This window comes from Flavobacterium sp. PLA-DH12 (assembly GCF_059511845.1).
Window position 1 is genome coordinate 59,330 of record NZ_JCAMPD010000010.1, and the last position, 24,822, is coordinate 84,151.

23 protein-coding genes are annotated in these 24,822 nt (G+C 33.7%); 15 read left to right on the forward strand and 8 right to left on the reverse strand.

All coding sequences use genetic code 11. The features are described 5' to 3' along the window. Positions 1-25: 25 nt before the first annotated feature. From AC5ZCW_RS18275 to AC5ZCW_RS18285, 3 genes are read right to left on the reverse strand one after another with little or no spacing between them, the layout of a single operon-like run. Complete coding sequence (locus AC5ZCW_RS18275) at positions 26-1,027, reverse strand: nitrous oxide reductase accessory protein NosL (protein ID WP_496121132.1); 1,002 nt, start codon at positions 1,025-1,027, stop codon at positions 26-28. A gap of 54 nt (positions 1,028-1,081) precedes the next feature. Continuing rightward, positions 1,082-3,055, reverse strand: a complete 1,974-nt coding sequence (nosZ, locus tag AC5ZCW_RS18280) for a Sec-dependent nitrous-oxide reductase (RefSeq protein WP_343544628.1) — start codon at positions 3,053-3,055, stop codon at positions 1,082-1,084. A 32-nt stretch (positions 3,056-3,087) separates the two neighbouring features. Next, positions 3,088-3,576 carry a c-type cytochrome gene (locus AC5ZCW_RS18285; RefSeq protein WP_496121133.1) on the reverse strand — a complete coding sequence of 163 codons (489 nt, stop codon included), beginning with the start codon at positions 3,574-3,576 and terminating at the stop codon, positions 3,088-3,090. Between the two features lie 127 nt (positions 3,577-3,703). Between AC5ZCW_RS18285 and AC5ZCW_RS18290 the strand changes: the two genes are divergently transcribed. The 10 genes from AC5ZCW_RS18290 (at position 3,704) to AC5ZCW_RS18335 (ending at position 13,906) form a co-directional block, all read left to right on the forward strand. Next, positions 3,704-4,072, forward strand: coding sequence for a hypothetical protein (locus tag AC5ZCW_RS18290; RefSeq protein WP_281632773.1), 369 nt, complete (start codon positions 3,704-3,706; stop codon positions 4,070-4,072). A 75-nt stretch (positions 4,073-4,147) separates the two neighbouring features. Continuing rightward, positions 4,148-4,996, forward strand: a complete 849-nt coding sequence (locus AC5ZCW_RS18295) for a hypothetical protein (protein WP_496121134.1) — start codon at positions 4,148-4,150, stop codon at positions 4,994-4,996. Between the two features lie 60 nt (positions 4,997-5,056). Further along, a complete protein-coding gene (locus AC5ZCW_RS18300) occupies positions 5,057-7,054 on the forward strand; it encodes a TonB-dependent receptor (RefSeq protein WP_496121136.1) in 1,998 nt (665 codons plus the stop codon). A gap of 191 nt (positions 7,055-7,245) precedes the next feature. Beyond that, positions 7,246-8,178 (forward strand): quinolinate synthase NadA, encoded by a 933-nt coding sequence (nadA, locus tag AC5ZCW_RS18305; RefSeq protein ID WP_496121137.1) that lies wholly within the window; start codon positions 7,246-7,248, stop codon positions 8,176-8,178. Positions 8,179-8,207: 29 nt separating this feature from the next. After that, positions 8,208-9,722 carry an L-aspartate oxidase gene (nadB, locus tag AC5ZCW_RS18310; protein ID WP_496121138.1) on the forward strand — a complete coding sequence of 505 codons (1,515 nt, stop codon included), beginning with the start codon at positions 8,208-8,210 and terminating at the stop codon, positions 9,720-9,722. Positions 9,723-9,751: 29 nt separating this feature from the next. Next, the gene (gene ric / locus AC5ZCW_RS18315) at positions 9,752-10,483 is read left to right on the forward strand and encodes an iron-sulfur cluster repair di-iron protein (RefSeq protein ID WP_496121250.1); all 732 of its coding nucleotides are present in this window, start codon (positions 9,752-9,754) and stop codon (positions 10,481-10,483) included. 14 nt (positions 10,484-10,497) lie between these two features. Next, positions 10,498-12,621 (forward strand): ribonucleoside triphosphate reductase, encoded by a 2,124-nt coding sequence (locus AC5ZCW_RS18320; RefSeq protein ID WP_496121139.1) that lies wholly within the window; start codon positions 10,498-10,500, stop codon positions 12,619-12,621. Next, positions 12,602-12,769 carry an anaerobic ribonucleoside-triphosphate reductase gene (gene nrdD, locus AC5ZCW_RS18325; RefSeq protein WP_198858071.1) on the forward strand — a complete coding sequence of 56 codons (168 nt, stop codon included), beginning with the start codon at positions 12,602-12,604 and terminating at the stop codon, positions 12,767-12,769. The genes AC5ZCW_RS18320 and nrdD overlap by 20 nt, the downstream gene beginning before the upstream one ends. Beyond that, the gene (locus AC5ZCW_RS18330; protein ID WP_496121140.1) at positions 12,723-13,439 is read left to right on the forward strand and encodes an anaerobic ribonucleoside-triphosphate reductase activating protein; all 717 of its coding nucleotides are present in this window, start codon (positions 12,723-12,725) and stop codon (positions 13,437-13,439) included. The genes nrdD and AC5ZCW_RS18330 overlap by 47 nt, the downstream gene beginning before the upstream one ends. Before the next feature lie 20 nt (positions 13,440-13,459). Further along, positions 13,460-13,906, forward strand: coding sequence for a copper resistance protein CopD (locus AC5ZCW_RS18335; RefSeq protein ID WP_496121141.1), 447 nt, complete (start codon positions 13,460-13,462; stop codon positions 13,904-13,906). A 33-nt stretch (positions 13,907-13,939) separates the two neighbouring features. Here AC5ZCW_RS18335 and aspT read toward each other — a convergent pair whose 3' ends face one another. After that, positions 13,940-15,616 carry an aspartate-alanine antiporter gene (gene aspT / locus AC5ZCW_RS18340; RefSeq protein WP_496121142.1) on the reverse strand — a complete coding sequence of 559 codons (1,677 nt, stop codon included), beginning with the start codon at positions 15,614-15,616 and terminating at the stop codon, positions 13,940-13,942. A gap of 238 nt (positions 15,617-15,854) precedes the next feature. Here aspT and AC5ZCW_RS18345 point away from each other — a divergent pair, with 238 nt between their 5' ends. From AC5ZCW_RS18345 to AC5ZCW_RS18355, 3 genes are all read left to right on the forward strand, one after another. Then, entirely contained in the window at positions 15,855-16,625 is a 771-nt protein-coding gene (locus AC5ZCW_RS18345) for a helix-turn-helix domain-containing protein (RefSeq protein WP_496121143.1), read from the forward strand. A gap of 78 nt (positions 16,626-16,703) precedes the next feature. Continuing rightward, positions 16,704-17,330 (forward strand): NAD(P)-dependent oxidoreductase, encoded by a 627-nt coding sequence (locus AC5ZCW_RS18350; RefSeq protein WP_496121145.1) that lies wholly within the window; start codon positions 16,704-16,706, stop codon positions 17,328-17,330. A 5-nt stretch (positions 17,331-17,335) separates the two neighbouring features. Next, positions 17,336-17,821 carry an anthrone oxygenase family protein gene (locus AC5ZCW_RS18355; RefSeq protein ID WP_496121146.1) on the forward strand — a complete coding sequence of 162 codons (486 nt, stop codon included), beginning with the start codon at positions 17,336-17,338 and terminating at the stop codon, positions 17,819-17,821. Between the two features lie 226 nt (positions 17,822-18,047). On the opposite strand, the gene AC5ZCW_RS18360 is transcribed toward AC5ZCW_RS18355, so the two are convergent. The 4 genes from AC5ZCW_RS18360 to AC5ZCW_RS18375 all read right to left on the reverse strand — a co-directional run bounded on the left by AC5ZCW_RS18360 (position 18,048) and on the right by AC5ZCW_RS18375 (position 21,526). Continuing rightward, a complete protein-coding gene (locus AC5ZCW_RS18360) occupies positions 18,048-18,548 on the reverse strand; it encodes a GNAT family N-acetyltransferase (RefSeq protein ID WP_496121147.1) in 501 nt (166 codons plus the stop codon). A gap of 136 nt (positions 18,549-18,684) precedes the next feature. Further along, positions 18,685-19,728 (reverse strand): tetratricopeptide repeat protein, encoded by a 1,044-nt coding sequence (locus AC5ZCW_RS18365; protein WP_496121149.1) that lies wholly within the window; start codon positions 19,726-19,728, stop codon positions 18,685-18,687. An 80-nt stretch (positions 19,729-19,808) separates the two neighbouring features. Beyond that, a complete protein-coding gene (locus AC5ZCW_RS18370; protein WP_496121151.1) occupies positions 19,809-20,507 on the reverse strand; it encodes a LytR/AlgR family response regulator transcription factor in 699 nt (232 codons plus the stop codon). Next, positions 20,504-21,526 carry a sensor histidine kinase gene (locus tag AC5ZCW_RS18375; protein ID WP_496121152.1) on the reverse strand — a complete coding sequence of 341 codons (1,023 nt, stop codon included), beginning with the start codon at positions 21,524-21,526 and terminating at the stop codon, positions 20,504-20,506. Before AC5ZCW_RS18375 ends, AC5ZCW_RS18370 begins: the two co-directional genes overlap by 4 nt. Before the next feature lie 141 nt (positions 21,527-21,667). Here AC5ZCW_RS18375 and AC5ZCW_RS18380 point away from each other — a divergent pair, with 141 nt between their 5' ends. Continuing rightward, entirely contained in the window at positions 21,668-24,055 is a 2,388-nt protein-coding gene (locus AC5ZCW_RS18380) for a TonB-dependent receptor domain-containing protein (RefSeq protein WP_496121153.1), read from the forward strand. Positions 24,056-24,224: 169 nt separating this feature from the next. Further along, a complete protein-coding gene (locus AC5ZCW_RS18385; RefSeq protein WP_496121154.1) occupies positions 24,225-24,812 on the forward strand; it encodes a TetR/AcrR family transcriptional regulator in 588 nt (195 codons plus the stop codon). Positions 24,813-24,822 lie beyond the last annotated feature (10 nt).

Genomic DNA, 24,822 nt, shown 5'->3' on the forward strand with positions numbered 1-24,822 from the left:
AACATATTCCTGAAGCTTCGGTTTTCTAGTTATTCAAAATTGCCGTCCATTCTATTTCAAGTCCTTTTGACTGTGCTTCAAAAGCCTTTGCCTCACTCTTATTAGAAAAAGCGGCAATATTTCCATTCATTGGACTTTTTATCGTGCCACCCGAAACAAAAAAGGCATTTTCTACCTTAATGAGTTCATTATTTTTGTTGTAATCGTGTACGTAATATGCTTTTATTTTGATGTCTTTATGCTCTTTACAATAATGTGCCATACAAGCAACATCATCAAACTTGTACGCCCTTCCTTTCTCCGTAATAATTTCGGCTCCATGTCTTCCGTCACTAATTCCCATCATACAGAAATCACAATTATCTGCATTTAATTTAATAGGAACAGGTTTGTCTCCAGAACATGAAAAAAGAAAAGCAGGAACCAGCAAAATGCCCAAGAGCCGACCAGATGGTTTAGTATATTTTTCCTTTATAATAGCGGCAAACAGCAAAGCTCCTACTGTAATCAGCATCCAACCTCCAATATCAGGAACTGAATAAGCACCAAAATTTAACAGCTGTTTGTAGCCAAGCATTGGCGGCTGATATGCCATTCCAGGAACTCTAATAGCAGCATTCGGATCTAGATTATGTCCATATTCATAGTTCCATCTGTAGAAATCGCAAGCAGATAATATTCCAAAAATCACAAAAGAAAAGAAGAAAATAAAGAGTGCTTTTCTATTTGATTTCCATGCACAAGCAATTGAAACAATTCCTAATCCTGCAAGAATAAAAGACAGCACTTTAAACTCAATAAAATCCTCTGTATGCAGAGTTTTCATTCCAATGTAATGATTCAATCCGTTTATAATATCAACATCACCAGCAATCTTAGAAGCATGAAGTTTTAATACCAAACCTTCAGGATATTGGGGTGCCGTAAGCTCAATTTTCCAAATAGGAAAAAATACAGCTCCAATTAATAAAAGTCCTGATAAAAACAGCATAACTTTAGAAAAAGGGGATAGTTTTTTATTTTTCATAATAATTCAAAATAAAAGGGAACAAAGAATACTTTGTTCCCTTATGGTTACTGACTATTCTTTTGGTAAATTGGTACCTACACTGTAAGTAATCGGAACGTTGCTTCCTGCTGGCGAAACTCGCACATAACCTTGCATTTCTTGGTGCAATGCACTGCAGAAGTCTGTACAATAGAATGGGAAAATTCCTTTTTTCTCAGGAACCCATTTTAATGTTAAGGTTTCTCCTGGCATGATTAGCAATTCGGCGTTGTTTGCCCCTTTTATGGCAAATCCGTGAGGAACATCCCAGTCTTGCTCAAGGTTGGTAACATGGAAATATACTTCATCTCCTACACGAATTCCTTCGATATTATCTGGGGCAAAGTGCGAACGAATACAAGTCATATAAATATGCACTTTATTGCCTTCTCGAACCACTTTAGATTCTTTTTCACCTTTAGTCGCAAAAGGATGTTTGTTGGCTGCAATATCATAATATTTCAGCTGTCCATTATTTCTAACTTTATCTGCTGGAATACCTTGTGCGTAGTGCGGTTCTCCAATAGTCGGGAAATCCAGAAGCAATTTCATTTTATCTCCGCTGATGTCAAACAACTGAGCACTTTGTGCCAATTCTGGACCAGTTGGCAAGTAACGGTCTTTGGTAATTTTATTGTAAACCACCATGTATTTTCCAAATGGTTTTTCTGTATTTCCACCAGGAACCATTAAGTGTCCAGGAGAATAATAAGTTGCTTTTCTGTCTAAAACTTTTAAGTCTTTGATGTTCCATTTAACCACTTCAGATGAAACGAACATTGTAGTATAAGCATTTCCTTTTCCGTCAAATTCGGTATGAAGAGGTCCTAAACCAGGTTTTTGAACTTCTCCATGAAGAGCAGCTTCATATTTTACTACAGGAATTCCAGCATAATTGCCATCAAACTGTTTTTTAGCAATAGCATCTTTCAATTTTGTAAAGCTAAACACAGGAATTAAAGCCGCCAATTTTCCACTACCTACAATATATTCTCCTGTTGGATCAATATCACAGCCGTGTGGTGATTTCGGACATGGAATCATGTAACAAATATCTTTCAATTCAGAAGCATCGAGAGTTAGAACCTCATTCTTAATTTCAGATTTAGCACTTTGAGTTTTTTCATCCCAAGTATTATGGGCATACTTTGCAGGAATTCGTTTTCCTTTTCCAGCTTTAATATATTCTTCTGCTTTTTTCCAGTTTACTGCCATGATAAAATCCTTATCATTTTTAGAAGCATTAACTTCCAATAAGGTATTGGCTTGTTCTGTATTATAACATGAGAAGAAAAACCAACCATGAGATTCTTTTTTACCAGGGTGGCTAAGGTCAAAATTAACACCCGGAGCTACGATTTGGAAAGCAAGATCCAATTCTCCTTCTTTTCCAACTTTCACAAAACTTAAATATCCTTTAAAGTTTTTCTTGTACGTATTAATTGGAACATCTCCATTGTCATTATCCGCAGGAACACTAAAACGGCTGGCTCCTACCACATATTCTGTATTTTGGGTAATAAATGGCGAAGAGTGATTTCCTCCGCAATTTGGAAGCTCAATAATTTCTGCTGTTTTGAACGTTTTCAAATCAATACGCGCAATACGTGGCGTATTATTCGCATTAGCAAAAATCCATCGTCCATCTACTTCTCCATTGGTTTGTGATAAATCTAAGTGATGCTGATCATCCCAAGGCACATAACCATGTGAAGTATTCAACATTGGTTTTGTTTCTTCACTGTAACCATAACCGCTTTGCGGATCTTGAGAAAAAACCGGCATTACCTTTAGCAATCTTCCGCTCGGAAGTCCGTAAACACTGACCTGACCGCTAAAACCGCCCGATACAAAGTTGTAGAATTCATCATATTTTCCGGGTGCTACATACACTTTTTGGGCCGCATCGCCTTCAACAGCATCTGTAGAATCTTTCGGTTTGCACGAAACAAACAAAGCACACCCTAACGTAACAACGAAAATCGATTTTAAAAATTTATTTTTCATAAGGCTATTATTTTGATTTTGATTCCTTTTAATTATTTCACTCCATCATTCTGGCGCATATATTCCAAAATAGATCTTGCTTCATCTTCTGTTAACCCTTGGTTAGGCATACGAATCATGCAAAGCTCTAATTGCGCTTGCAATTCTGGGTCTTTATCAATCATTGGGTCTGGATTGGTAATAAAATTCATGATCCATTGAGGTGTTCTTCTTTCTGTTACCCCTTTCCATCCCGGACCAACTAATTTTTCATCTGTTGGTTTATGACAGGAGGTACATTTTACTTCGGCAGTCTTAAGCCCTTTTTCAGCTAATGCTTTATCCAAAGAAGCTCCTAATTCAACTGTTTCATACTTCCCAAGACCTCTTTTTGGATCGTAAGATTCTGCATCAGCTGTTTTTTCAGCTGTTTTCTCAGCTGCAGTTGGAGTAGAAAAATCCTGATCGGTCTTTGACTTTTCTTTCCCGCATGATGTTAGCAGGACAAAACCAAACATTGTTAATAAGAATAGTTTGTTCATTACTTTGTTTTTTACTTGTTAAACTTTTGATCAAAATTCCAAAACTTGTTTTTCTCAAAGTATGATTACAATCATATCCTCAAAAAAAAGTTCATAATACCTTCGTATTCTCAAAAATCAACAAGCAATGAAATTTTGCATTTACATATTTTTGTTTGCAGTGGTATTTCGTCCAGCATTTCCATTTCTGGATTATGTGGTCAACTACCATTACATTGCAACTGAATTATGCGAAAACAAAAATGCCCCTGAACTTCATTGTAACGGAAAATGTCATTTGAAAAAAGAATTAGCAAAAAGCTATAAAAATGACACTCCAGCTTCTAACGAAAAGAAAAGTGAAACAACAGAAACTGTGGTTCTGTTTATTGTAAAAATCCCAGTATTTTCTTTTGAAAAAAATAGAGCTCCTACTTTTATAGTAAATGCATTTTACAACAACTTATATTCTCATTTAGAGGCTGTCAATATCTTGCGCCCTCCAATTTTCATTTGATTTTTATTTCATTCTTTTCCTTCTATCGAATTCATTCGGCAGACCTTTTATTATCATTATTTAAATTAAAATCTCATGAAAATTTTAAAATACACAGCCATTTTATTTCTAGCAATTACCTCATTCTCTTGCTCTTCTGACGACAATTCTTCTTCAACTCCAGTTGATGAAACAAGCGGACTTCATAAAATACAGGAAATCGCAAATGACACTCATATAATAGAATTATTCTCATCAACAGGTTCTTTGGTGCAGGGTTACAATCATATTTCACTTCGAATAAAAGACAAGAAAACCAGTACTTATATTACCGATGCTAAACTTGAATGGGCACCGCTTATGCACATGAGCATGATGCAGCATTCTTGTCCTAAATCAGTTGTTACTAAAGCATCAGACAAAAAGACTTTGTACGAAGGCGATATCATTTTTCAGATGGCACAAAATGCAACAGAGTATTGGGAACTCAGTTTTAATTACACCGTTAATAATGTTGCGTATACTGCAGCAGACAAAATAAATGTTCCTGCATCGGCAAAACGAACTGTAAGCTCTTTTAAAGGAAGCGACGGAAGCAATTATGTAATTGCCTATATCGCACCATCTTCTCCAAAAGTGGCAATAAACGACATGACAGTAGGAATTTACAAAATGAAGGATATGATAACTTTTGAGGCTGTAAATAATTTCAAAATCAAAATCGATCCAAGAATGCCAAGTATGGGTAATCATGGTTCTCCAAACAATACAGATTTGCTTCAATCTGAAACCAATGGATTCTATAAAGGAAAACTATCTCTAACCATGACAGGATATTGGAAAATAAATCTGCAGGTTCTCAATGAAAAAGATGAAATTCTAAAAGGAGAAGCTATTACTGCTGACAAAACAGAAAGCAGTCTCTATTTTGAAATTGAATTTTAAATCTAAAAAATAATTAGAAAGAGACATAAAACAATTTGTCTCTTTCTGTTAAAGTAAGAAATGATGAAAAATCTAACAGCAACCTTCTTGGCTGTATTTTCAACAATATGCTGGGCGCAGGAAAAACCAAATGACAGTCTTGAAACCGTAAAGCTTAAAGAAATAATTGTCATTGGAAGTAAACCTTCTTTACATCTAAAACAATCAAAATCATTAACCTCTGTAGAAGAATATCTCTCAAAATCATCAAAAGTAAATATGATTAAAAGAGGGGCGTATGCCTGGGAACCTGTTATAAATAACATGGCTACAGAACGTACCGTGATTACGATTGACGGAATACGCATATTTGGCGCCTGTACCGACAAAATGGATCCAATTACTTCTTATGTTGAGGTTTCAAATTTGGCCGAAGCCAGCGTAGCATCTGGACAGCAGGCAAGCTGTCACGGTGCCGGAATTGGCGGATCTGTCGATTTAAAACGCAATCAGTTTAGTGATAAAAATACAGGCTGGAACGGCAGTTTAAATTCTGGTTTTGAAAGCAATAATCTTCAAAAAATTATTGGTGCGTCTTTAGGCTATAATGATTCTAGATTTTATACCCATATCGATTTTATGCATCGTGATGCCGATAATTATAAAGCAGGAGGCAATAAAGAAATCAGTTTTTCTCAATTTACCAAATACAATATTTCTACCAGTGCAGGATATTTTATTAACAAACAAAATCTCTTGGAAGCTTCTGTAATTTATGACAAAGCGACAAATGTGGGCTACCCTGCCCTTCCTATGGATGTTTCTTTCGCCGAAGCTAAAATTGTATCTCTAAGTTATAAATATCTTCCAAAATCTAACCTTATAACAAACTGGGAAACAAAAGGATATTTCAATTCTATAACCCACAAAATGGACGATACCAAAAGACCAAGCATACCGATACACATGGATATGCCAGGATGGTCTGATACTTATGGTTATTATTCGAGAATTAACGGAAAAATTAAAAACCATAGTTTTCTAGCCGACTTGAATGGTTTTTACAATAAGTCAATTGCAGAGATGACAATGTATCCTTCAGATCCTAACGAAAATCTGATGTTTATGTATACGTGGCCGGATGTCAGAACTTTGTACAACGGATTGTCTTTAGAAGATAATATTACTATTTCCGAAAAAGATCATCTGAGAATTGGCGCAAATCTCGGATTCCAGAATAATACCGTAGCAAATGATTTCGGATTAGCGAGTCTCCGAATTTTTTACCCTGATATGGATGCTTCAAAAAACCGTTTTCTAAAAAGCTTTGCCACAAATTATACCAAAAATGAAGGACAGCTTGAGTTCGGATTTGGTTTGGCTTATGCCGAAAGAGCTCCTTCGGTTTCTGAAGGCTACGGATTTTATCTGTATAATAGCAGTGATTTTTATGATTATATCGGAAATCCCAATCTAAAAAATGAAAATGCTCTCGAAGGAAACTTTTCTGTTGGGTATAAAACATCGCAAATCAAAGCAAAAATCACAGGATCCTACTTCTATTTTTCAAACTATATAATAGGTAAAATTGATCCTAATACACTTCCTATGACTATTGGTGCTTCTGGAGTAAAAAGATATGAAGCCATTGACAATGCCAAAATATTCAACACTGATTTTAATCTGACTTATGATTTTCTGGAAAATTGGCAATTTAAATCGCAACTGACTTATAGTTTTGGAAAAGATAATGAAGAAAATAATCTTCCATTTATAAGTCCGATTAAATACAGCGCTGGAATCGATTTTCAGAAAGAAAATTTTAATGCTGGAATTAATGTTTTAGGAAATCTGGCTCAAAATGAATTTGCAAAAGTGTACGGACAAACTAAAACTCAAGATTATCTCATTTTTGGACTTAATGCAGGCTATACTTTCCATTGGAGCCAAAACAAAATAAAAATACAAACTGGTGTAGAAAACATTTTTGACAAATATTACACCACTTATGCCGACTGGAATAAAATTCCTCGAATGGGACGAAATGTCTTTGTAAATCTCACTTTCAATTTTCATTAAAATCCAATCAATCAGGTTAACATATAAAAACAAATGTAAAACAGTATGATTAGAATCATGTTTTGAAAAAAATGATGATAATATATTTACCCTATTAAAATTATGTATTAAAATATATTTTGATACAAGCTTAAAAAATAAATACCCAACAGCTTTATAGGTTGCCAAAGCCGAAAATACAAAGAAAAAAAATGAACAAGAACTTTTTAGTACAGGAAATAATCCGATTGAAAAAGGAAAAAAATGCTGTTATCCTAGCTCATTATTATCAAGATGAGGATATTCAGGAAATAGCAGATTTTATTGGAGATAGTCTTGAACTGGCAAAAAAAGCTCAAAATACAAATGCAGATATTATTGTTTTTGCAGGAGTTCATTTTATGGCAGAAACAGCAAAAATTTTAAACCCAAACAAAAAAGTAGTACTGCCCGATTGGAACGCTGGCTGTTCGCTTGCTGATGGCTGTCCTCCTGAAGATTTTAAACTATTCAAAGAACAGCATCCAGATCATATTGTAGTCACTTACATCAATTGTTCTGCCCAAATAAAAGCTATGAGCGATTTAGTCTGCACATCGGCAAATGCAAAAAAGATAATAGAATCTATACCAGCAGAACAAAAAATCATATTTGCTCCAGATAAAAACTTGGGCAAATACCTTCAAAAAGAAACCAAACGCCAACTGGTCTTATGGAAAGGCTCTTGTGTTGTACATGAAGCCTTTTCATTAGACAAACTAATTGAAATATATAACAAAAACCCGACTGCAAAAATTGCAGCACACCCTGAATCTGAAGACGATATTTTAAAAGCAGCACATTACATTGGCTCAACTTCGGGGATTATTAATTTCATTAAAACGGATCCTGCTGCCGTTTTCATTGTGGCCACAGAAGCCGGTATCCTGCATGAGCTTTCAAAAGCTGTACCTGATAAAACGCTGATTCCGGCTCCTACCACAGAAGATAATACCTGTGCCTGTAGTGAATGTGCCTATATGAAAATGAATACACTCGAAAAGCTGTATTTGTGCCTCAAAAATGAAAGGCCAGAAATGCTAATTAAAGATGAGCTGAGAATAGAAGCCTTAAAGCCTATTAAAAGAATGCTCGAATTATCATAAAATACGCAATAACCTTAAATCAAAATAACATGCTTAAAACAGATATATTGATCATCGGTTCTGGTATTTCAGGATTATTTTTTGCTATGAAAACGGCAAAAAAACGTCCAGACTTATCTATTGTTATAATGACGAAAGAAACAGCCAAAAATACCAATACGCAACTCGCTCAAGGCGGTATTGCCGTAGTAACAGACCTTATAAAAGACAGTTTTAACAAACATATACATGATACACTTCGTTCTGGAGGCGGCCTATGTGACAAAGAAGTAGTTAATATGGTTATCAAACAAGCTCCTGACAGACTTCGAGAATTAATCGAAATAGGCGCTTCTTTTGATAAAAATGAAAAAGGACAATGGGATCTGGGTTTAGAAGGCGGGCATTCACAACACAGAATATTGCATCATAAAGATAGCTCCGGACAGGAAATCGAGCAGAAACTGCTCAAAATAATCAAGAAAATGCCCAATATTGAGCTCTTAGAGAATCATATGGTCATTGACTTAAATACCGAAACAAAAAAAGCTAAAACTACTTGTACCGGGGCATTTTTCTTTGAAAAGAAACACAATCGAATTAAATACATTAGAGCAAGAACTGTTGTTTTAAGCACAGGCGGATGCGGTCAGCTTTTTGAAAACACAACAAATCCGAAAATAGCAACAGGAGACGGATTGGCAATTGCGGCTCGTGCTGGCGCAGAAATTGTCGATATGCAGTACATTCAGTTTCATCCAACAGCTTTATATACAGGAAAAGAAAATCCGCTGTTTTTGATTTCTGAAGCTGTAAGAGGCTTTGGCGCACATATTGTAAATGAGGAAGGAAAAAGATTTTTATTTAAATATGACATCCGAGGCGAATTGTCTACGCGAGATATGGTTTCAAATGCCATTAGTAAAGAACTTCAAATAAGCGGAAAAAGTCATGTTTATTTAGATTGCAGACATTTAGATCCAAAAGCTTTTTCAAATCAATTTCCTGTAATTACAGCTCATTGCAATGAGTTAGGAATTCGTCCAGAAAAAGATCTGATTCCTGTTGTTCCTGCAGCACATTATCAGTGTGGTGGAATTAAAGTGGATCAAAATGGAGTTACGTCAATAAAAAACCTTTACGCAATTGGGGAATGCGCTAGAACAGGTCTTCATGGTAAAAATCGTCTCGCATCAAACTCTCTTCTTGAAGGTTTGGTCTTTGCTCATCAGGCTTCAGAAAATGTAGATAAAACTATTGCCGAATTTATCTTTTCATCACAAATACTAATTCCGAAATTTCCAAAGGCACATCAAGTTGATGATTATCTTGCTTTTGAAATACTTAAAAAAGAATTGCAAAAACTGGTTACTTCATTTTATACAAGTGAAGAACGTGATGCTGAATTAGCTTTTGAAAAAATAAAAGAGCTTCATAATTATGCCGTTTCGCTTACAGAAGCACACGAAATTACGATTCCATTTATCGAATTTTCAAACATGATTGCGGCTTCTTTATTGATCATTAAACAATGTAAAGCTGCAGCAGACCAAAAAATATGCTGAAACCAAAATTAATCTATACCCCAACCATTATGAAACTAACAAGCAAAACAACCATTGGTGAAATCGTCGCAGATGATTTCAAAACAGCAGCCATTTTTACAAAATTTCATATTGATTTTTGCTGCAAAGGATACCGAACTATCCAAGAAGTTTGCAAAAAAAGAGATATAGAAGAAAGTGTTCTTATAGAGCATATTGAAAAAGCAAGAAGCAGTTCTGCCAATCAGTCTTTTGATTATAAAAGCTGGTCTGCAGACATGATTGCAGATTATATAACAAAAACTCATCATAGATATGTTACAGAAAAGTCTCCTATCATTTTAGAATATTTAAATAAATTATGCGGTGTTCACGGTGCGATTCATCCTGAGCTACATGAAATTCATACTATTTTTTCAAAAACGTATTTGGATCTCACGGCTCATATGAAAAGAGAAGAGTTGGTTGTTTTTCCTTTTATTAAAAAAATGAAAGCCGCACACAGTAAAGGTACAGAACTGGAAACACCGCCTTTTTTATCTATTGAAGCGCCAATTGTAACCTTAAAAGATGATCATGTTACAGAAGGGCAGCGCTTTAGAAGAATTGCGGCATTAACCAATAATTACACACCGCCTACTGACTCATGCAACACTTATAAAGTTGCTTTTCTTATGCTAGAAGAATTTGACAAAGATTTAAAAAAGCACATTCATCTGGAAAACAACATCTTGTTTCCTAAAGCAATTGAGCTCGAAAAAACATTTGAAAAAGTGTCATAAATAAAAATGAAACCATGGAAAAATATGTAATCAAACGTAATGGAGATTATAAGCCTTTTGAAGCTTATAAAATTCAGGATGCCATTCAAAAAGCCTTTCAGAGCGTCGGTCAGCCTGTCGACAAAAGAATTTTCAAAACTGTTCTTTCTGGTCTTGAGGTAAAGTTTTCTTGGCCTGTAGAAGAAATTCAGGACATCATAGAAAGAGTACTTTTTGAAAATGGATATTTCCAGGCTATGCGTTCGTTTATAATTTATCGCCATACAAGAAAATTACAGCGAGAACATATTAATGGTTTAAACGATGACACCACTTACATAGACAGTACGCAAACTGTTGAAGAATACATCAACCAATCAGATTGGCGAATTAATGCGAATGCGAATATTTCGTATTCAAACGCAGGACTAGTCAGCAATACCGCTGGAAAAGTAATCGCCAATTATTGGCTGGATAAAATATATAATAAAGAAGAAGGTTCTGCTCATAGGAATGGCGACATACACATCCATGATTTGGATTGTCTTACCGGATACTGCGCTGGTTGGAGCTTGCGTGTGCTGTTAAATGAAGGTTTTAATGGCGTGCGTGGCCGTGTCGAGAGCAGACCTCCTTCTCATTTTAGAGAAGCATTAGGGCAAATGGCTAATTTCTTAGGAATTCTGCAAAGCGAATGGGCTGGTGCTCAAGCTTTCAGTTCATTTGATACCTATTTGGCTCCTTATGTTTTTAAAGATCAGCTTTCTTATGATGAAGTTTTAAAAGGAATTAGAAGTTTTGTTTACAATCTAAATGTGCCGGCACGCTGGGGCCAATCGCCTTTTACGAATATTACTTTGGATTGGAATGTACCAGAAGATTTAAAAGAACAGATTCCGACCCGAAATGACGAACATTTATTTTTAAAGATCACTGATGAAAATCTGATTCTGGAAGCTAAAAACAGAGGCGTTTCAAAATTGATAGATTTAAAATATGCTGATTTTCAAAAAGAAATGAATCTTATCAACAAAGCATATTACACCATTATGACAGAAGGTGATGCCAACGGACAGCCGTTTACGTTCCCTATTCCAACAGTAAATATTACAGAAGATTTTGACTGGAATGGAGAAAATGTCGATTTGCTTTTTGAAAACACAGCTAAAATTGGTTCATCTTATTTCCAGAATTTTATTGGAAGCCAATACCTTTTGGATGAAAATGGAAATCGAATCGAAAATCCAGATGCTTACAAACCAAATGCGGTACGCAGTATGTGCTGTCGTTTACAGCTCGATTTAAGAGAATTGCTAAAACGTGGAAATGGTCTTTTTGGAAGTGCCGAAATGACGGGAAGTATTGGCGTCGTAACCATCAACATGGCGCGTCTCGGATATTTGCATAAAGGAAACATCATTACTTTATTTGAACACTTAGATGAATTGCTTCAAATAGCTAAATCGACTTTAGAAAAGAAAAGAATCTTCATCCAGCAAATGTACGACCGCGGACTTTATCCGTATACACAGCGTTATTTGAAACATTTTAGAAATCATTTTTCTACCATTGGCGTAAACGGAATGAACGAAATGGTTATAAATTTTTCTGAAGGAAAACAAAATATAACGGATACCTCAGGAATTCATTTTGCAACCGAAATTCTCGATCATATTCGACTGCGAATGAAAGAATTTCAAGAAGAAACTGGAAACCTTTACAATCTAGAAGCAACTCCAGCAGAAGGAACAACGTATCGTTTTGCAAAAGAAGACAAAAAACGTTTTCCAGAAATTCTGCAAGCGGGACAAAATGAAAATATATACTATACCAATAGTTCACAAATTCCAGTCGATCATACCGACGATCCTTTTGAGGCTTTATTGCTTCAAGATGAATTACAATGCAAATATACTGGAGGTACAGTTTTGCATCTTTATATGAGAGAAAAAATAAGCAGTCCAGAAGCTTGTAAAAACTTCGTTAAAAAAGTTCTCACCAACTTTAAACTGCCCTATATAACCGTAACACCAATTTTCAGCATCTGCCCTATTCATGGCTATTTAAACGGAGAACATGAATATTGTCCAAAATGCGACGAAATTTTACTCAATAAAAACAATCAAAAACACTTGGCTTATGAAAACGAAAACGCGTAAGATTCTAGAAGAAAATAAATCGCAAAGAAGTAAATGTTTGGTTTATACACGTGTAATGGGATATCACAGACCTGTAGAAAGTTTTAATATTGGAAAAAAAGGTGAACACCAACAGCGTACACATTTCGAAGAAACCATTATCTATTAAAGGAATATTTAGCCTCACGCCTTTTACTTTATTAGATTATCCGCATAAAACGGCCTGCATTGTGTGGTTTGCAGGCTGTAACATGCGGTGTTTATACTGCTATAATCCAGATATTGTTTTAGGAAAAGGAAAAATAGATTTTGATTCTGTTCTTTCATTCCTAAAAACTAGAAAAGGATTATTAGACGGTGTAGTATTAAGCGGTGGCGAATGTACTTTACACAAAAAAATAATTGATTTTATAAAAGAAATCAAAACAATGGGATTTGCGGTGAAAATAGACACCAACGGTTCCAGCCCAAAAGTATTGAACAGCCTGATTCATGATCAATTAATTGATTATGTCGCGTTAGATTTCAAAAGTCTTCCTCATACCTTTAAACACCTAACGCAATCAGGCTTATTTTCAGAATTTGAAGAAAGTTTAAAGCTTTTGATTCACTCGAACCTTCCATTTGAAGTTCGTACCACTTTTCATTCTTCTTTGATTGATGAAAAAGATTTTGCAAAAATGATTGAATACTTAGAGAATCAGAATTTTGAAGGAAATTATTATGTACAGCATTTTATGAATAATGTGCCAACGCTTTCAAAACTAGACGTTTCAAACAAGGAAATACAACTTAAAAACTTCTCTACTCCAAAAATAAAAGTTATTTTTAGAGATTGATAATTCAAAATGAACACGTTATGACTTTGCATCATTTTGTACTAATACTCCATCTATTGGCGGCTACAATATGGGTTGGCGGTCATTTACTTTTGGCTATTTGCTATCTTCCGACAGCGTTGAAGAAAAAAGACCCTAAGATTATTTTAAACTTTGAAAAGAAGTATGAAAAACTTGGCATGTCTTCTCTTGCTTTACTTATTATAACTGGAATCTGGATGGCGTATGATTTTGGAATTAAAGCCGAAACCTGGTTTCACTTTTCCAGCGGATTTGAAAAAGTAGTTTCAATAAAACTGATATTGCTTTTCTGTACTTTCTTTTGCGCGGTCTGTGCACAATTTTTTATTATTCCAAAACTTAGCCCCAATAATATCAACAAAATGGCTGTTATTATATTAACGGTTACTTCAATTGGTATTGCAATGCTGGTTTTAGGGTCAACAATTCGTTATGGTGGAATTTAAAAATTCACACCAACATTCGATTGGTTCATTTAGTTAAGACATCATCCCCACAAGTATAGGCCCAAAAGCAGTCAGTAGTATATTAGCTAATGCGTAGGGAATAGTATAGCCTAAAACAGGAAATTTACTTCCAGATGCATCTTGAACAGCTTTTAATCCGATTGTTGATGTTCCTGCTCCTGTTTGTGCTCCAAGTAAGATTAAAGGATTAATTTTTAATATATACCTTCCAAAATACAGTCCAATGATATGAGGAATTATTGCAACGGCCACACCAGCAAGTAAAATACCGAAGCCCGTTTCTTTAAGACCAGAAATAAAACTTGGCCCGGCAGCTAAACCTACAAGACCAATAAACGCGGCAAGGCCAACGTTGTCAAAAATCCACAAGGCAGGCTCTGGAATTCTGCCAAAAACTGGAGTTCTAGAATGCAGCCAGCCAAAAATAAGCCCCATTACCAACGCGCCACCGCTTGTTGTTAAAGTTACCGAAACTCCAAATAATGTTACCGAAAGCAAACCTAAAAGTCCGCCAAGAACAATACCTAAACCGACAAAAATAATATCGGTCTCCGGAGTTAAACGATCCAGATAGCCTATTTCCTTCGCTGCTTCCTCCAGTTTCGCAGGTCGGCCTGAAAGATTCAAAATATCACCTCTGTTTAAAACCGTTCTCGACTCAAGCGGTATTTCATGATTCTCTCTCGTTATTTTGTTTAGCATTAATCCATGATAAAAACTGGCTTTTCGAAGAGCTTTTACTGTTATCCCTTCAATTGCTTTGTTGGTGATTGTAACATCTAAATGTGCTAATGGGAAATTTAACAATTCTTCATCTAAGATTTCTGGCCCAATAGAAAAGAGACTGTCTAAAATGATTCCGTGCTGCCCCATAATAACCAAAACATCATCTTTATAAATTATTGTATCAGGTTTGGGGTCTAGCAATTGATGTTTATGGCGTATCCTTTGGATCACAATATTCTTGTTAGATATTAATCTTTCAAACTCGCTTATACTGATTCCTATCCATTTCTCATTGGTTATTCTGTAGGCTCGGATAATCCATCTCTGATAGGCGCTTTTCATTCCTGGACCATACTCAGTTTCACCAGAAATGGTTTCTGCCAGCTTTTCACTTTCTTCAACTAAATTAATCCCAAGCAGTTTTGGAGCAATTCCGGTTAAAAAGAAAACAAAAGACGCTGCTCCTACTAGATAAGTTACAGAATAGGCTACGGGAATATTATTGATTAATCTGCTTTTTTCTGCATCAGCAAGATTTAAGTGGCTGATAGCATCTGAAGCGGTACCAATCACGGTTGATTCAGAAAACGCACCTGCTAATAATCCAGCCGCCGTTCCTATATCATAACCTAAAAAAGTAGAAACTGAATATGCCACTAAAAGACACGACAAACAAATTACCAAAGTGAGTAATAATTGTGGAAATGCATTCTTTTTGAAACCTTGAAAAAATTGAGGTCCAACTTTATACCCTGTAGAAAAGAGAAAAAAATCAAAGAAAATGGTTTTTACAATACCTGGGATTTCAATATCCAACTGACCAATTAGCACTCCAGCAAATAAAGTCCCTAATACAACACCTATTTTAAATGTTCCTATCTTAATGCGTCCGATTAAGAATCCAAGAGCTAGGCATAAAAAAAGTGCCAGTTCAGGATGTTCTCTAAGTATAGCTGTAACCATATTACATTTTTTATATAAATTTAGTCAAAAAAAGTAATCAATATACTATATTTCAATTATTTACAAATAATTAATTATAATCATATTATAGCAAACAGAAAACTAACAGTGGTAGAATTAAATCAAAATGGCTATTTTTGATGGTGAGCCAATTTGGAATAAACATAAGGTACAAACTGTTTTTTTAGCATAAGAACCTTCGCAATTATTCTACGAAACCCTTGTTACAAATACAAAAATGAATTTTCAAACCATAATACCAGATAAATCTATTTCGCTTTTTGTAAAAAATATTTGGGTATTTGAAAGCGAAGAGAACAACGCTACAACGAGTTTGCCATTTTTTGCAGATGGTTTTCCAGGTTTGATGTTCCATCAGTCCGAAAATGGATTGACGGTGAAACCTCACGATAAAAAAATGCCTGAAATTTTTGTTTACGGGCAAACCATCAATCCCATTGTGCTAGAAATTTCAGGATCTTACTCTATTCTCGTTTTTCAGCTGTATCCTTTTGTGCTGCAAACCTTCTTTGGTATTCTTCCACAAAGCATAAATGACAATTGCTATTATTTGGACAATGCAGACAACAAAATTACAGCACTTAATCTGGAATTGATTTCATGCAAAACTGTAAATGAAAAAATTGACATTATTTCCAATCTGCTTTTACATTATTTTGAAACCAAAAAACAAAATCTCGATCTAGAGATACGTCAGACAATTGCAGAAATTATAGATGCAAAGGGACAAGTGCCTATTCGAGCCATTGCTGAGAAGCAAAAAATCAATCTGCGGACTTTTGAAAGAAGATTTTTAAAAGAAACAGGACTTTCGCCTAAACAGTTTGCGCAAATATTGCAATTTCAAGCTTCATTGGAACAATTATCCATACAGAATTACACAAAATTGACTGACATCGTTTACGAAAACGGCTTTGCAGATCAATCGCATTTCATCAAAGTGTTTAAAGCATTTACAGGCAAAACACCAAAAAAATTCAGTAAATAGCCGTACTGTCGTTTTTATTCTATTTTCTAAAAAGTCCCTGTCGCACCTTTGTATCATTAACTTAAAAAATGATATAAAATGAAAATTATAATTTTTGGAGCAACAGGAACAGTAGGTCAAGAACTCGTAAAACAGGCAATAGCACAAGGCCATCAAGTTACAGCCTTTGTTCGTAATCCTCAAAAAATGCAGCATGCAGACAATACTAATTTAAAGCTATACAAAGGAGATGTGTTGAATAGCAAAGAAGTAGAAAACGCATTAAAAAATCAAGATGCGGTCTTGTGCGCCTTAGGTGATGGCAGAACAGGAACAATCAGAGCTGCGGGAACCAAAACGATCATTGAGGCAATGGAAAATACTGGAATAAAAAGATTGATTTGCCAAACCACATTAGGAATGGGCGAAAGTTACGCAAACCTAAATTTTGTCTGGAAACACATCATGTTTGGAATGCTGCTAAAAAAAGCTTTTGCAGATCATAAACTGCAGGAGTACTATATTTTAAACAGCGATTTGGATTATTCCATTGTAAGACCAAGTGCTTTTACAGACGGAGAAATTACCAACCAATTTAAAATTGGGTTTGATGGAAATCTAAAAGGGCTCAATTTGAAAATTTCACGAGCAGATGTTGCGAACTTCATGCTGCAACAGGTTTTAGCAAAAGAGTATTTGAAAAAGGCGGTTAGCATTTCTAATTAAGGGCTATGAAACTCACTGACATTATACTTATTATTGCGACAACTTTTACTGCTTTAATGGCTGGTCTTTTCTTTTCCTACTCTGTTTCTGTTACGTTAGGTTTAGGAAAATTGAACGATAAAGAATTTCTTAGTGCTATGCAGCACATAAATAAAGAAATTCAAAATCCATTATTTTTCACTTGTTTTTTTGGTGCTTTAATAATGCTTGTTATTGCTTGTATTTCACGTTACAATCAAAACTCATTTATATTTTTGATTACCGCAACATTGATGTATTTACTAGGTGTTTTTCTGGTAACGGCTTTTGCAAACGTTCCGCTGAACAACAAACTAGAAGTTTTCGACATTTCAAGTTCGACAGAAATAGCCGCAAAGCAAATGCGAAATATATTTGAAAAACGTTGGGATTTTTGGAACAACATAAGAACCGTTTTCTCAATATTAAGTTTACTACTTGTGATTTTAGCCTGTATTCAAGAAAATAAATGAACAGGACTGCCACTAAAAGCAATACGACTTTGTAAAAACAAAAAACACGAAAAGATTTTCCAAGCATAAAAAAAGCCTGAGACTATATACTCTCAGGCTTTTCTTTATTTTATTTACCTCAATGAAACAGAATTCGACCCAACATCAATATATACTTTGAATGCTGTTTTTATCTTATAAAGTCATTTGGAACAAAATTAAAGTTTTAATACCATTATAAATAAAATTATAATCTCTCAATTTTAAAATAAGCAATTTCCTCTTCATTTCTTATCAGATTGCCTAATCGCTTAAACCCTACTTTTTGCAACACATTTTGCGATCCACTGTTCTCAAGATCTGTTATGGCAACCACTTCGTTTGTATTTGTATTTTCAAAACAATAGTGAGTTAAAGCCCTGCATACTTCTGTAGCAATGCCTTTTCCCCAGTATGCCCTACTAAGCACATATCCTATCTCTACCTGATCTGTATTTTGCACAAAAATACGGGCAACACACATTCCTATAAAACCATTATCCGCAGGGTCAAATATCGCCCATCGGCTCAGATTTTTATTTTTATAATTTTCTAGGAGTTCGCTAAACATTTCGACATATCTCTCAGGTGAAGTATCAGGAAGGTATTGCGTCACTTGATTATCTTCAAAAAGATCTAAGAATGTCTGTTTTTCTTCAGGCAAAAATTCGCGTATAATTATTTTGGGGCTTTGATAGATAATATGCATTTGGTACTATATAATATAAATGAATTAGAATCTGTCTTCTAAAATTAGTAACAGAGTTTTCTCTTTTGTAAATATACCTAAATTTTCCAATCATAAAAAAGCATTAGCTGGTGTGAAATTTTAGTCTAATAAAAAATTATTCACAATTTTTTAAGAACAATTGTTTTCCTTCTGCTTGACCAAGTATAGAAATTTCTAGCCATACTTTACATGCATTTTCTTTATCTCCAGATTCAAAATATATGGCAGCTTTATTATATAGAGCATCTATATTCTTGGAATTAAATTTATATGATTCTGAAAAATAAGCAATAGATTCTAAATATTTTTTCTCTTCATAAGCAATTAATCCTTTATTAAAGTAATCTGATGATTTTCTAATATCTTCCATTTTCACGCCATAGATTCTATCAAATTCAGTTAAATCCGTTGTGAAAAATATTACCGAAATTCCCCAAAATGTTTTTGTAATTTCACTTTTTAGAACAAACGGAATTTCTATTGATTCATAATCTTTTAAATCTTTTAAATTCCATTTTTCAAAAGAACCATCAATGACCTTTTTTACCAATCTTATCCTTGACGAATCTTTTTGTGTTGAAAATGTAATTTCTGTCTTTATCCTTTTCTTATCAGGATAAATCTTCAAGTTTCCAACTAACTCAAAATTTGAATAATTATTTTTAAAAGCTTTGTTTAAATCTATTTCAATAGTGCCATTTGTTTTTGGCGAAAATAATTTTGAAGCAACTATATTTTTCTCATTCTTATTCTCTTCTTTGAATTTTGAAATTATGACTTCTTGTCTAACAAAATAGGATCTTTTAAGTTTATCATCTGCTAGTCCATCAATTTTCTCACATAATACTAAAGAATCTTTCGTTGCTTTTTCAACTACAAATCCAGAATATTGAGATGTTTTCATAAAATTATTAAGCAATGTAAAATCCAAACAGCTCTCATTTACTTTATGAACTGGATTCGAATTAATACATAATTTCCCTTGATTAATTCTATATTCCATGTAACCTGAATCTTCTGTAAATCCGTCAGATAGATCACTACCATCTTTCATTTCTCCTTTATACTTTATCCAGTATCCTTCTATTACTGAAAGATTAATTTGTCCATAATTTATATTAAAAAAAAGAAAGCTTAATACAAGGAAAAGTTTTTTCATTTAAATTTTTATAGATAGTTTTTCTAAAGGATAAACATACTAAATTAATTGTTCGAGTAAATAGATGTATAACAAATATGTTACATCAACCACTCACTAACCAATTTCCTATACGTCTCTCCTATTGGCAAAGCATTTCCGCTTTTCATTACAATCTGGTTTCCATCTATTAACTTTATTTTATCCTTTGGAATAATATAAGAACGATGAATTCTAATAAATTGATTTGATGGAAGTTTCTCCAAAATATCTTTCATATTTTCCAGAGCCATTATCTTTTCGTCATTCGTATGAATGCGGATATAATCTCTTAATCCTTCAATATACAAAATATCGTTTAGAGCAATTTTATAATGCTTTCGATCCGCTTTTACAAATAGATAATCATCTCCTGCTTTTTCAGGAGTTTGAAAAGTTTCCTGCCAACGAATGAACTTTTCTACACTTTGATAAAAACGATTAAACGTAATCGGTTTTAATAAATAATCAATCACATGAAACTGAAAAGCTTCTAGGGCATATTGCGGATAAGCCGAAGTAATAATAAAATTATATTTCTGATTAAACATCTGCATCAATTCAATTCCTGTTAATTGCGGCATTTGAATATCAATAAAAATCAAATCGACCGATTCTGTATTTAAAACTTCAATCGCTTTAAAGACATCGCTATCTGCATACAAAACATTTAATCTTGAAATTTTAGAAGCATAATCGGCAATTAATTTTACAGCAAAAGGTTCATCATCCAGAATAATGCAGTTTATTTTTTTATTCATTTTAAATCTATTTCAAGTTCGGCTGTAAAATGATTTTCTTCTTTGGTGATTTTAATTTGATGCTTTTCGGGATAATGAATCTGTAAACGCTTTTGCAAATTATCTAAACCAATTCCGCCCAAACTATCTTTTTTCTGCGTTCCGATTTTATTCTTCACTTTAAAAATCAATTTTTCAGAAGAAACTTTTAGTTGAATTTCTATTGGTTCTAAGTCTGAAACTTCTCCATGTTTTAAAGCATTTTCTACTAAAGGCGACAAAATATATGGCGGAATTTCTCCAAATTCATTTTTCACTTCGACATTAAAATCAACCCGAACATTGTCTTGATGACGTAATTGTTCGAGTTCAATATACGCTTTTATATAATCAACTTCATCTGAAAGTTTAATCTTTTCTTTCTGTGATTCGTAAGTTGTAAAACGCATAATCTGACTCAATTTATCAATTGCAATCAATGATTTATCTGACTGAAAATAAACCATTGAGTAAATGTTATTTAAAGTATTAAATACAAAGTGCGGATTAATCTGAGCTTTCAAAAATTTGATTTCGGTATTCTTATTTTCTTCCAAAATGAGCTTGTTGTATTCCAGAAGACGAATCGAATAAATCACGAACCAAAGAAACGAACTCAAAATAATTGCCATACTGCTATAATGCAAATTATCGAGCATATAACTCAGAAAATTAACGTCGGTATAATTTACTCTGTCAAACAAAAGTTTGGTTATAATCTGCTCTAAAACAAATCTTAGAAAAGTAAAAATAAGATATGAAACGAAAACTCCCGCAAAAAGCCTTTTCCAATTGAAAGCTTTAAAAACCTTTTTCATTACAATCAAATAATGAAAATAAAACGTAATAATGAAAACAATAAAATAAGTGCAAAGAAATAGATCAGGTACAAAAAATCGTGCTCCAATCGGATTTTTCACGAAAGTGAAATATGAAATTAAAAGCCAATAAATAATATGAATTAGACATTCGAGCCTTTTGGTAATGGTTCCTTTATACATTCGGTATATTTTTAAAACAAAGATATACATTCAGTAAAAAGCATTTTAACGGGTTTGCAGATTAATCGAAGGGGTTTGTCGATAAAAGTGGTTTTTAGATTTTAATTCTAACAGTTTTGCCCTGTAATTAAATTCAAAACCATGAACAGAATCATTCTCGTATCACTTTTATTTCTATTTCAAATTAACGTATTCGGACAACAATTTTCAGTAAAAGGAAAAATCATCAATCAGAATAAAACACCGCTGGAATTTGCAACGGCATCTTTATTAAAAGGAGACAAAACTTTATATCAACAAGCTTCAACTGATAGTTTAGGTAATTTTATTTTAAATCCTGAAAAAGGGAACTATAGATTAATTATAGAACAATTTGGAACCGAATTCAGCAATAAAGAAATAATCGTAAATCAAGATCTTTATTTAGGAATAGTTGAGGTGAAAGAATTAGTGCAATTAGACGGCGTAACTATAAAATCAAGAAAAAAACTGGTAGAACAAAAAGTAGATCGATTGGTTTTTAATGTCGAAAATTCTGTTGTTGCAACTGGCGGAACAGCTTTGGATGCGTTAAAATCTACTCCAACAGTGAGAGTTCAGAACGAAACCATTTCTATTGTTGGAAAAGGAGAAGTTTTGGTTATGATTGATGATCGTTTGAACAAAATGACGCAGGAAGATCTCGTTGCATTTCTTAGATCCATTCCTGCTGATAACATAAAAAGCATCGAAGTAATTACAACGCCTCCAGCAAAATATGAAGCAGAAGGAAACAGCGGTTTAATCAATATTAAACTAAAAACCGCTAAAGCGAATTCTTGGACTGCAAATCTTGGCTCTACTTATGTACAAAGAAGTTACGCAAGCGGAAACATAAACGGATTATTTATCTACAATTATAATAAATTGTCGCTTCAGGCTTCAATTAATAAAGGAACAGATCAATTTCGCACTACTTCAGATAATAGAATTTATTATCCAAATGAGCTTTGGAAACAAGATATTAAAACCAAATCAAAAACGGATATATTGAGCATTGGTTTTGGTGCCGATTATAAATTAACTGAAAAATGGACTTCTGGAATAAAATATTTAGGGAGTTTTAATGACAGAAATGCAGCAAATAATCCGTTGACAACTCGTTACAATACTGCTGGAGAAATCAATTCTTATATATTATCTGATGTAAATGCACAGAACAAACCGCAAATGAATTCGGTTAACTGGAATAATGTTTTCAATTTAAATAATGAAGGTAAAAACATTACAGTTGATTTGGATTATTTCAATTATCAAAAAAATGATTTTAGAGGTTTTTCGGGTAATGAATTGGACAGAGAAAAGGAGAATATTCCGGGAACTTATTTTGCAGCAATTAATTCTAACCTGAACCAATTGAAAAATTACTCGGCAAAAATTGACTTTTCGTTTCCTTATTCTTGGGCGAATATAAGCTTTGGAGGAAAAGGTTTTTATACCAACACCAAAAACAATCTGACCGTTTTTGACAACGAAACTGGAACTCCAATTCTGAATGCCAATTATTCTAATATATTCACATACAAAGAATACAATGAAGCAATCTATTTTTCTGCAAATAAAAAATTAAACGAAAAATGGGAAACACAAATTGGCTTAAGAACAGAAGCTACACAAACAGAAGGCTATTCTGAAAATCTAAACCAAACCAATAAAAACAATTATATCAAATTGTTTCCAACGGCTTATGTGACTTACAATGCAAATGATAACAACTCGTATTCTTTAAATTACAGCAGAAGAATCCGCCGACCAGATTTTGACTACTTAAATCCGTTTGTTATTAGAACCAGTCCGTTTTACTATTCTCAGGGAAATCCGTTCTTAAAACCTTCTATTATAGATAATTTTGAGTTTTCTTATATCCGAAATCAAAAATGGGTAAATACAATCTATTTTTCTCAGGTTTCTAATTTCGGGCAAGAATTAGCAATTATCGATCCTGAAACGAATATCACGAAAAGTACACCAATCAACTATGCTGACACTTACCAAATCGGACTTTCAACATACTACAATTTCAATAAATATTCTTGGTGGAACAGCTTTATGGGATTTAATTTAAATTATCAAAATGTAAAATCTAGAACCAATTTAATTGCTTCTGTAGATGGTTACAACGGTTATATTTACAGCAATAACGATTTTACAGTAAATCAGTCTAAAACTCTTTTTCTGGGTTTAAATTATGGTTTACAGTTGCCAGGACGCTACCAAGTTTTTAATATTTCGACTTTGAATATTTTGGATATTTCCGTGAAATTTCTAGCCTTAAAAAAGAACCTTTCAATCACTTTGACAGGAGGAGATTTATTGAATGCCCAAAAACCTTTAATTTCTTATTATTCAAGCGGAATTAAAAACACAATGAAAAATTATGGCGATTCAAGAGCTTTTAGAATTGCTTTGAGTTATAAATTCGGGAACCAAAATGTGAAATCTAAAGAACGAAACTTTGGAAATGAAGAGGAAAGAAATCGTGCGAATTAGTTTTTTACAATAAACTCAATTGAGACAAAACAGCTTTAAATATTACTGTTTTGAAATGTTCGAAGCTGTTTTATCTCTTTAAAAAACAATCAAATACATAAAAAAAACATTATTTATTTGTTTTTATGACCAATCGGTCATATATTTGCATCGTTAAATACAATCCATCATGACAAAAGGTGAAGAAACCAGACAGTTTATTATAGAAAAAGCCGCTCCTATTTTTAATACAAAAGGAATTGCAGCTACTTCTATGAGCGATATTATGGAGGCTACGAAATTGTCTAAAGGAAGTATGTATGTGCATTTTGAAAACAAAGATGTTTTGGCCTGCGCAGCTGTAGATCATAATATGAAAATATTAAGTTCTAAACTTGAAAATGCACTTAGAGAAGGCAAAAGCGCCAAAGAGCAGCTTTTTGCTTATATCGATTTTTTTAGCAACCCAATCAATCCACCCGTAATTGGCGGATGTCCTTTACTAAACTTTGGAACCGAAGCAGACGACACAAACCCAATTGTGAAAGAAAAAGTAAACGCTGCTATCAAACGCGGACAAGTGCTTTTAACTTCGATTATAGAAAAAGGAATTGCCAATAAAGAATTTGATTCTGATTGGAATGCATCAGAATTTGCCATTACACTTTTTGCCATGCTTGAAGGAGGACATTTAATGTCTCGAGTGTCTGGCAATAACGATAACATGAAAACAATAGAGAAAACGCTTAAAAAAATTATATCTGAAAAATTGATATAATTTTTTTTTA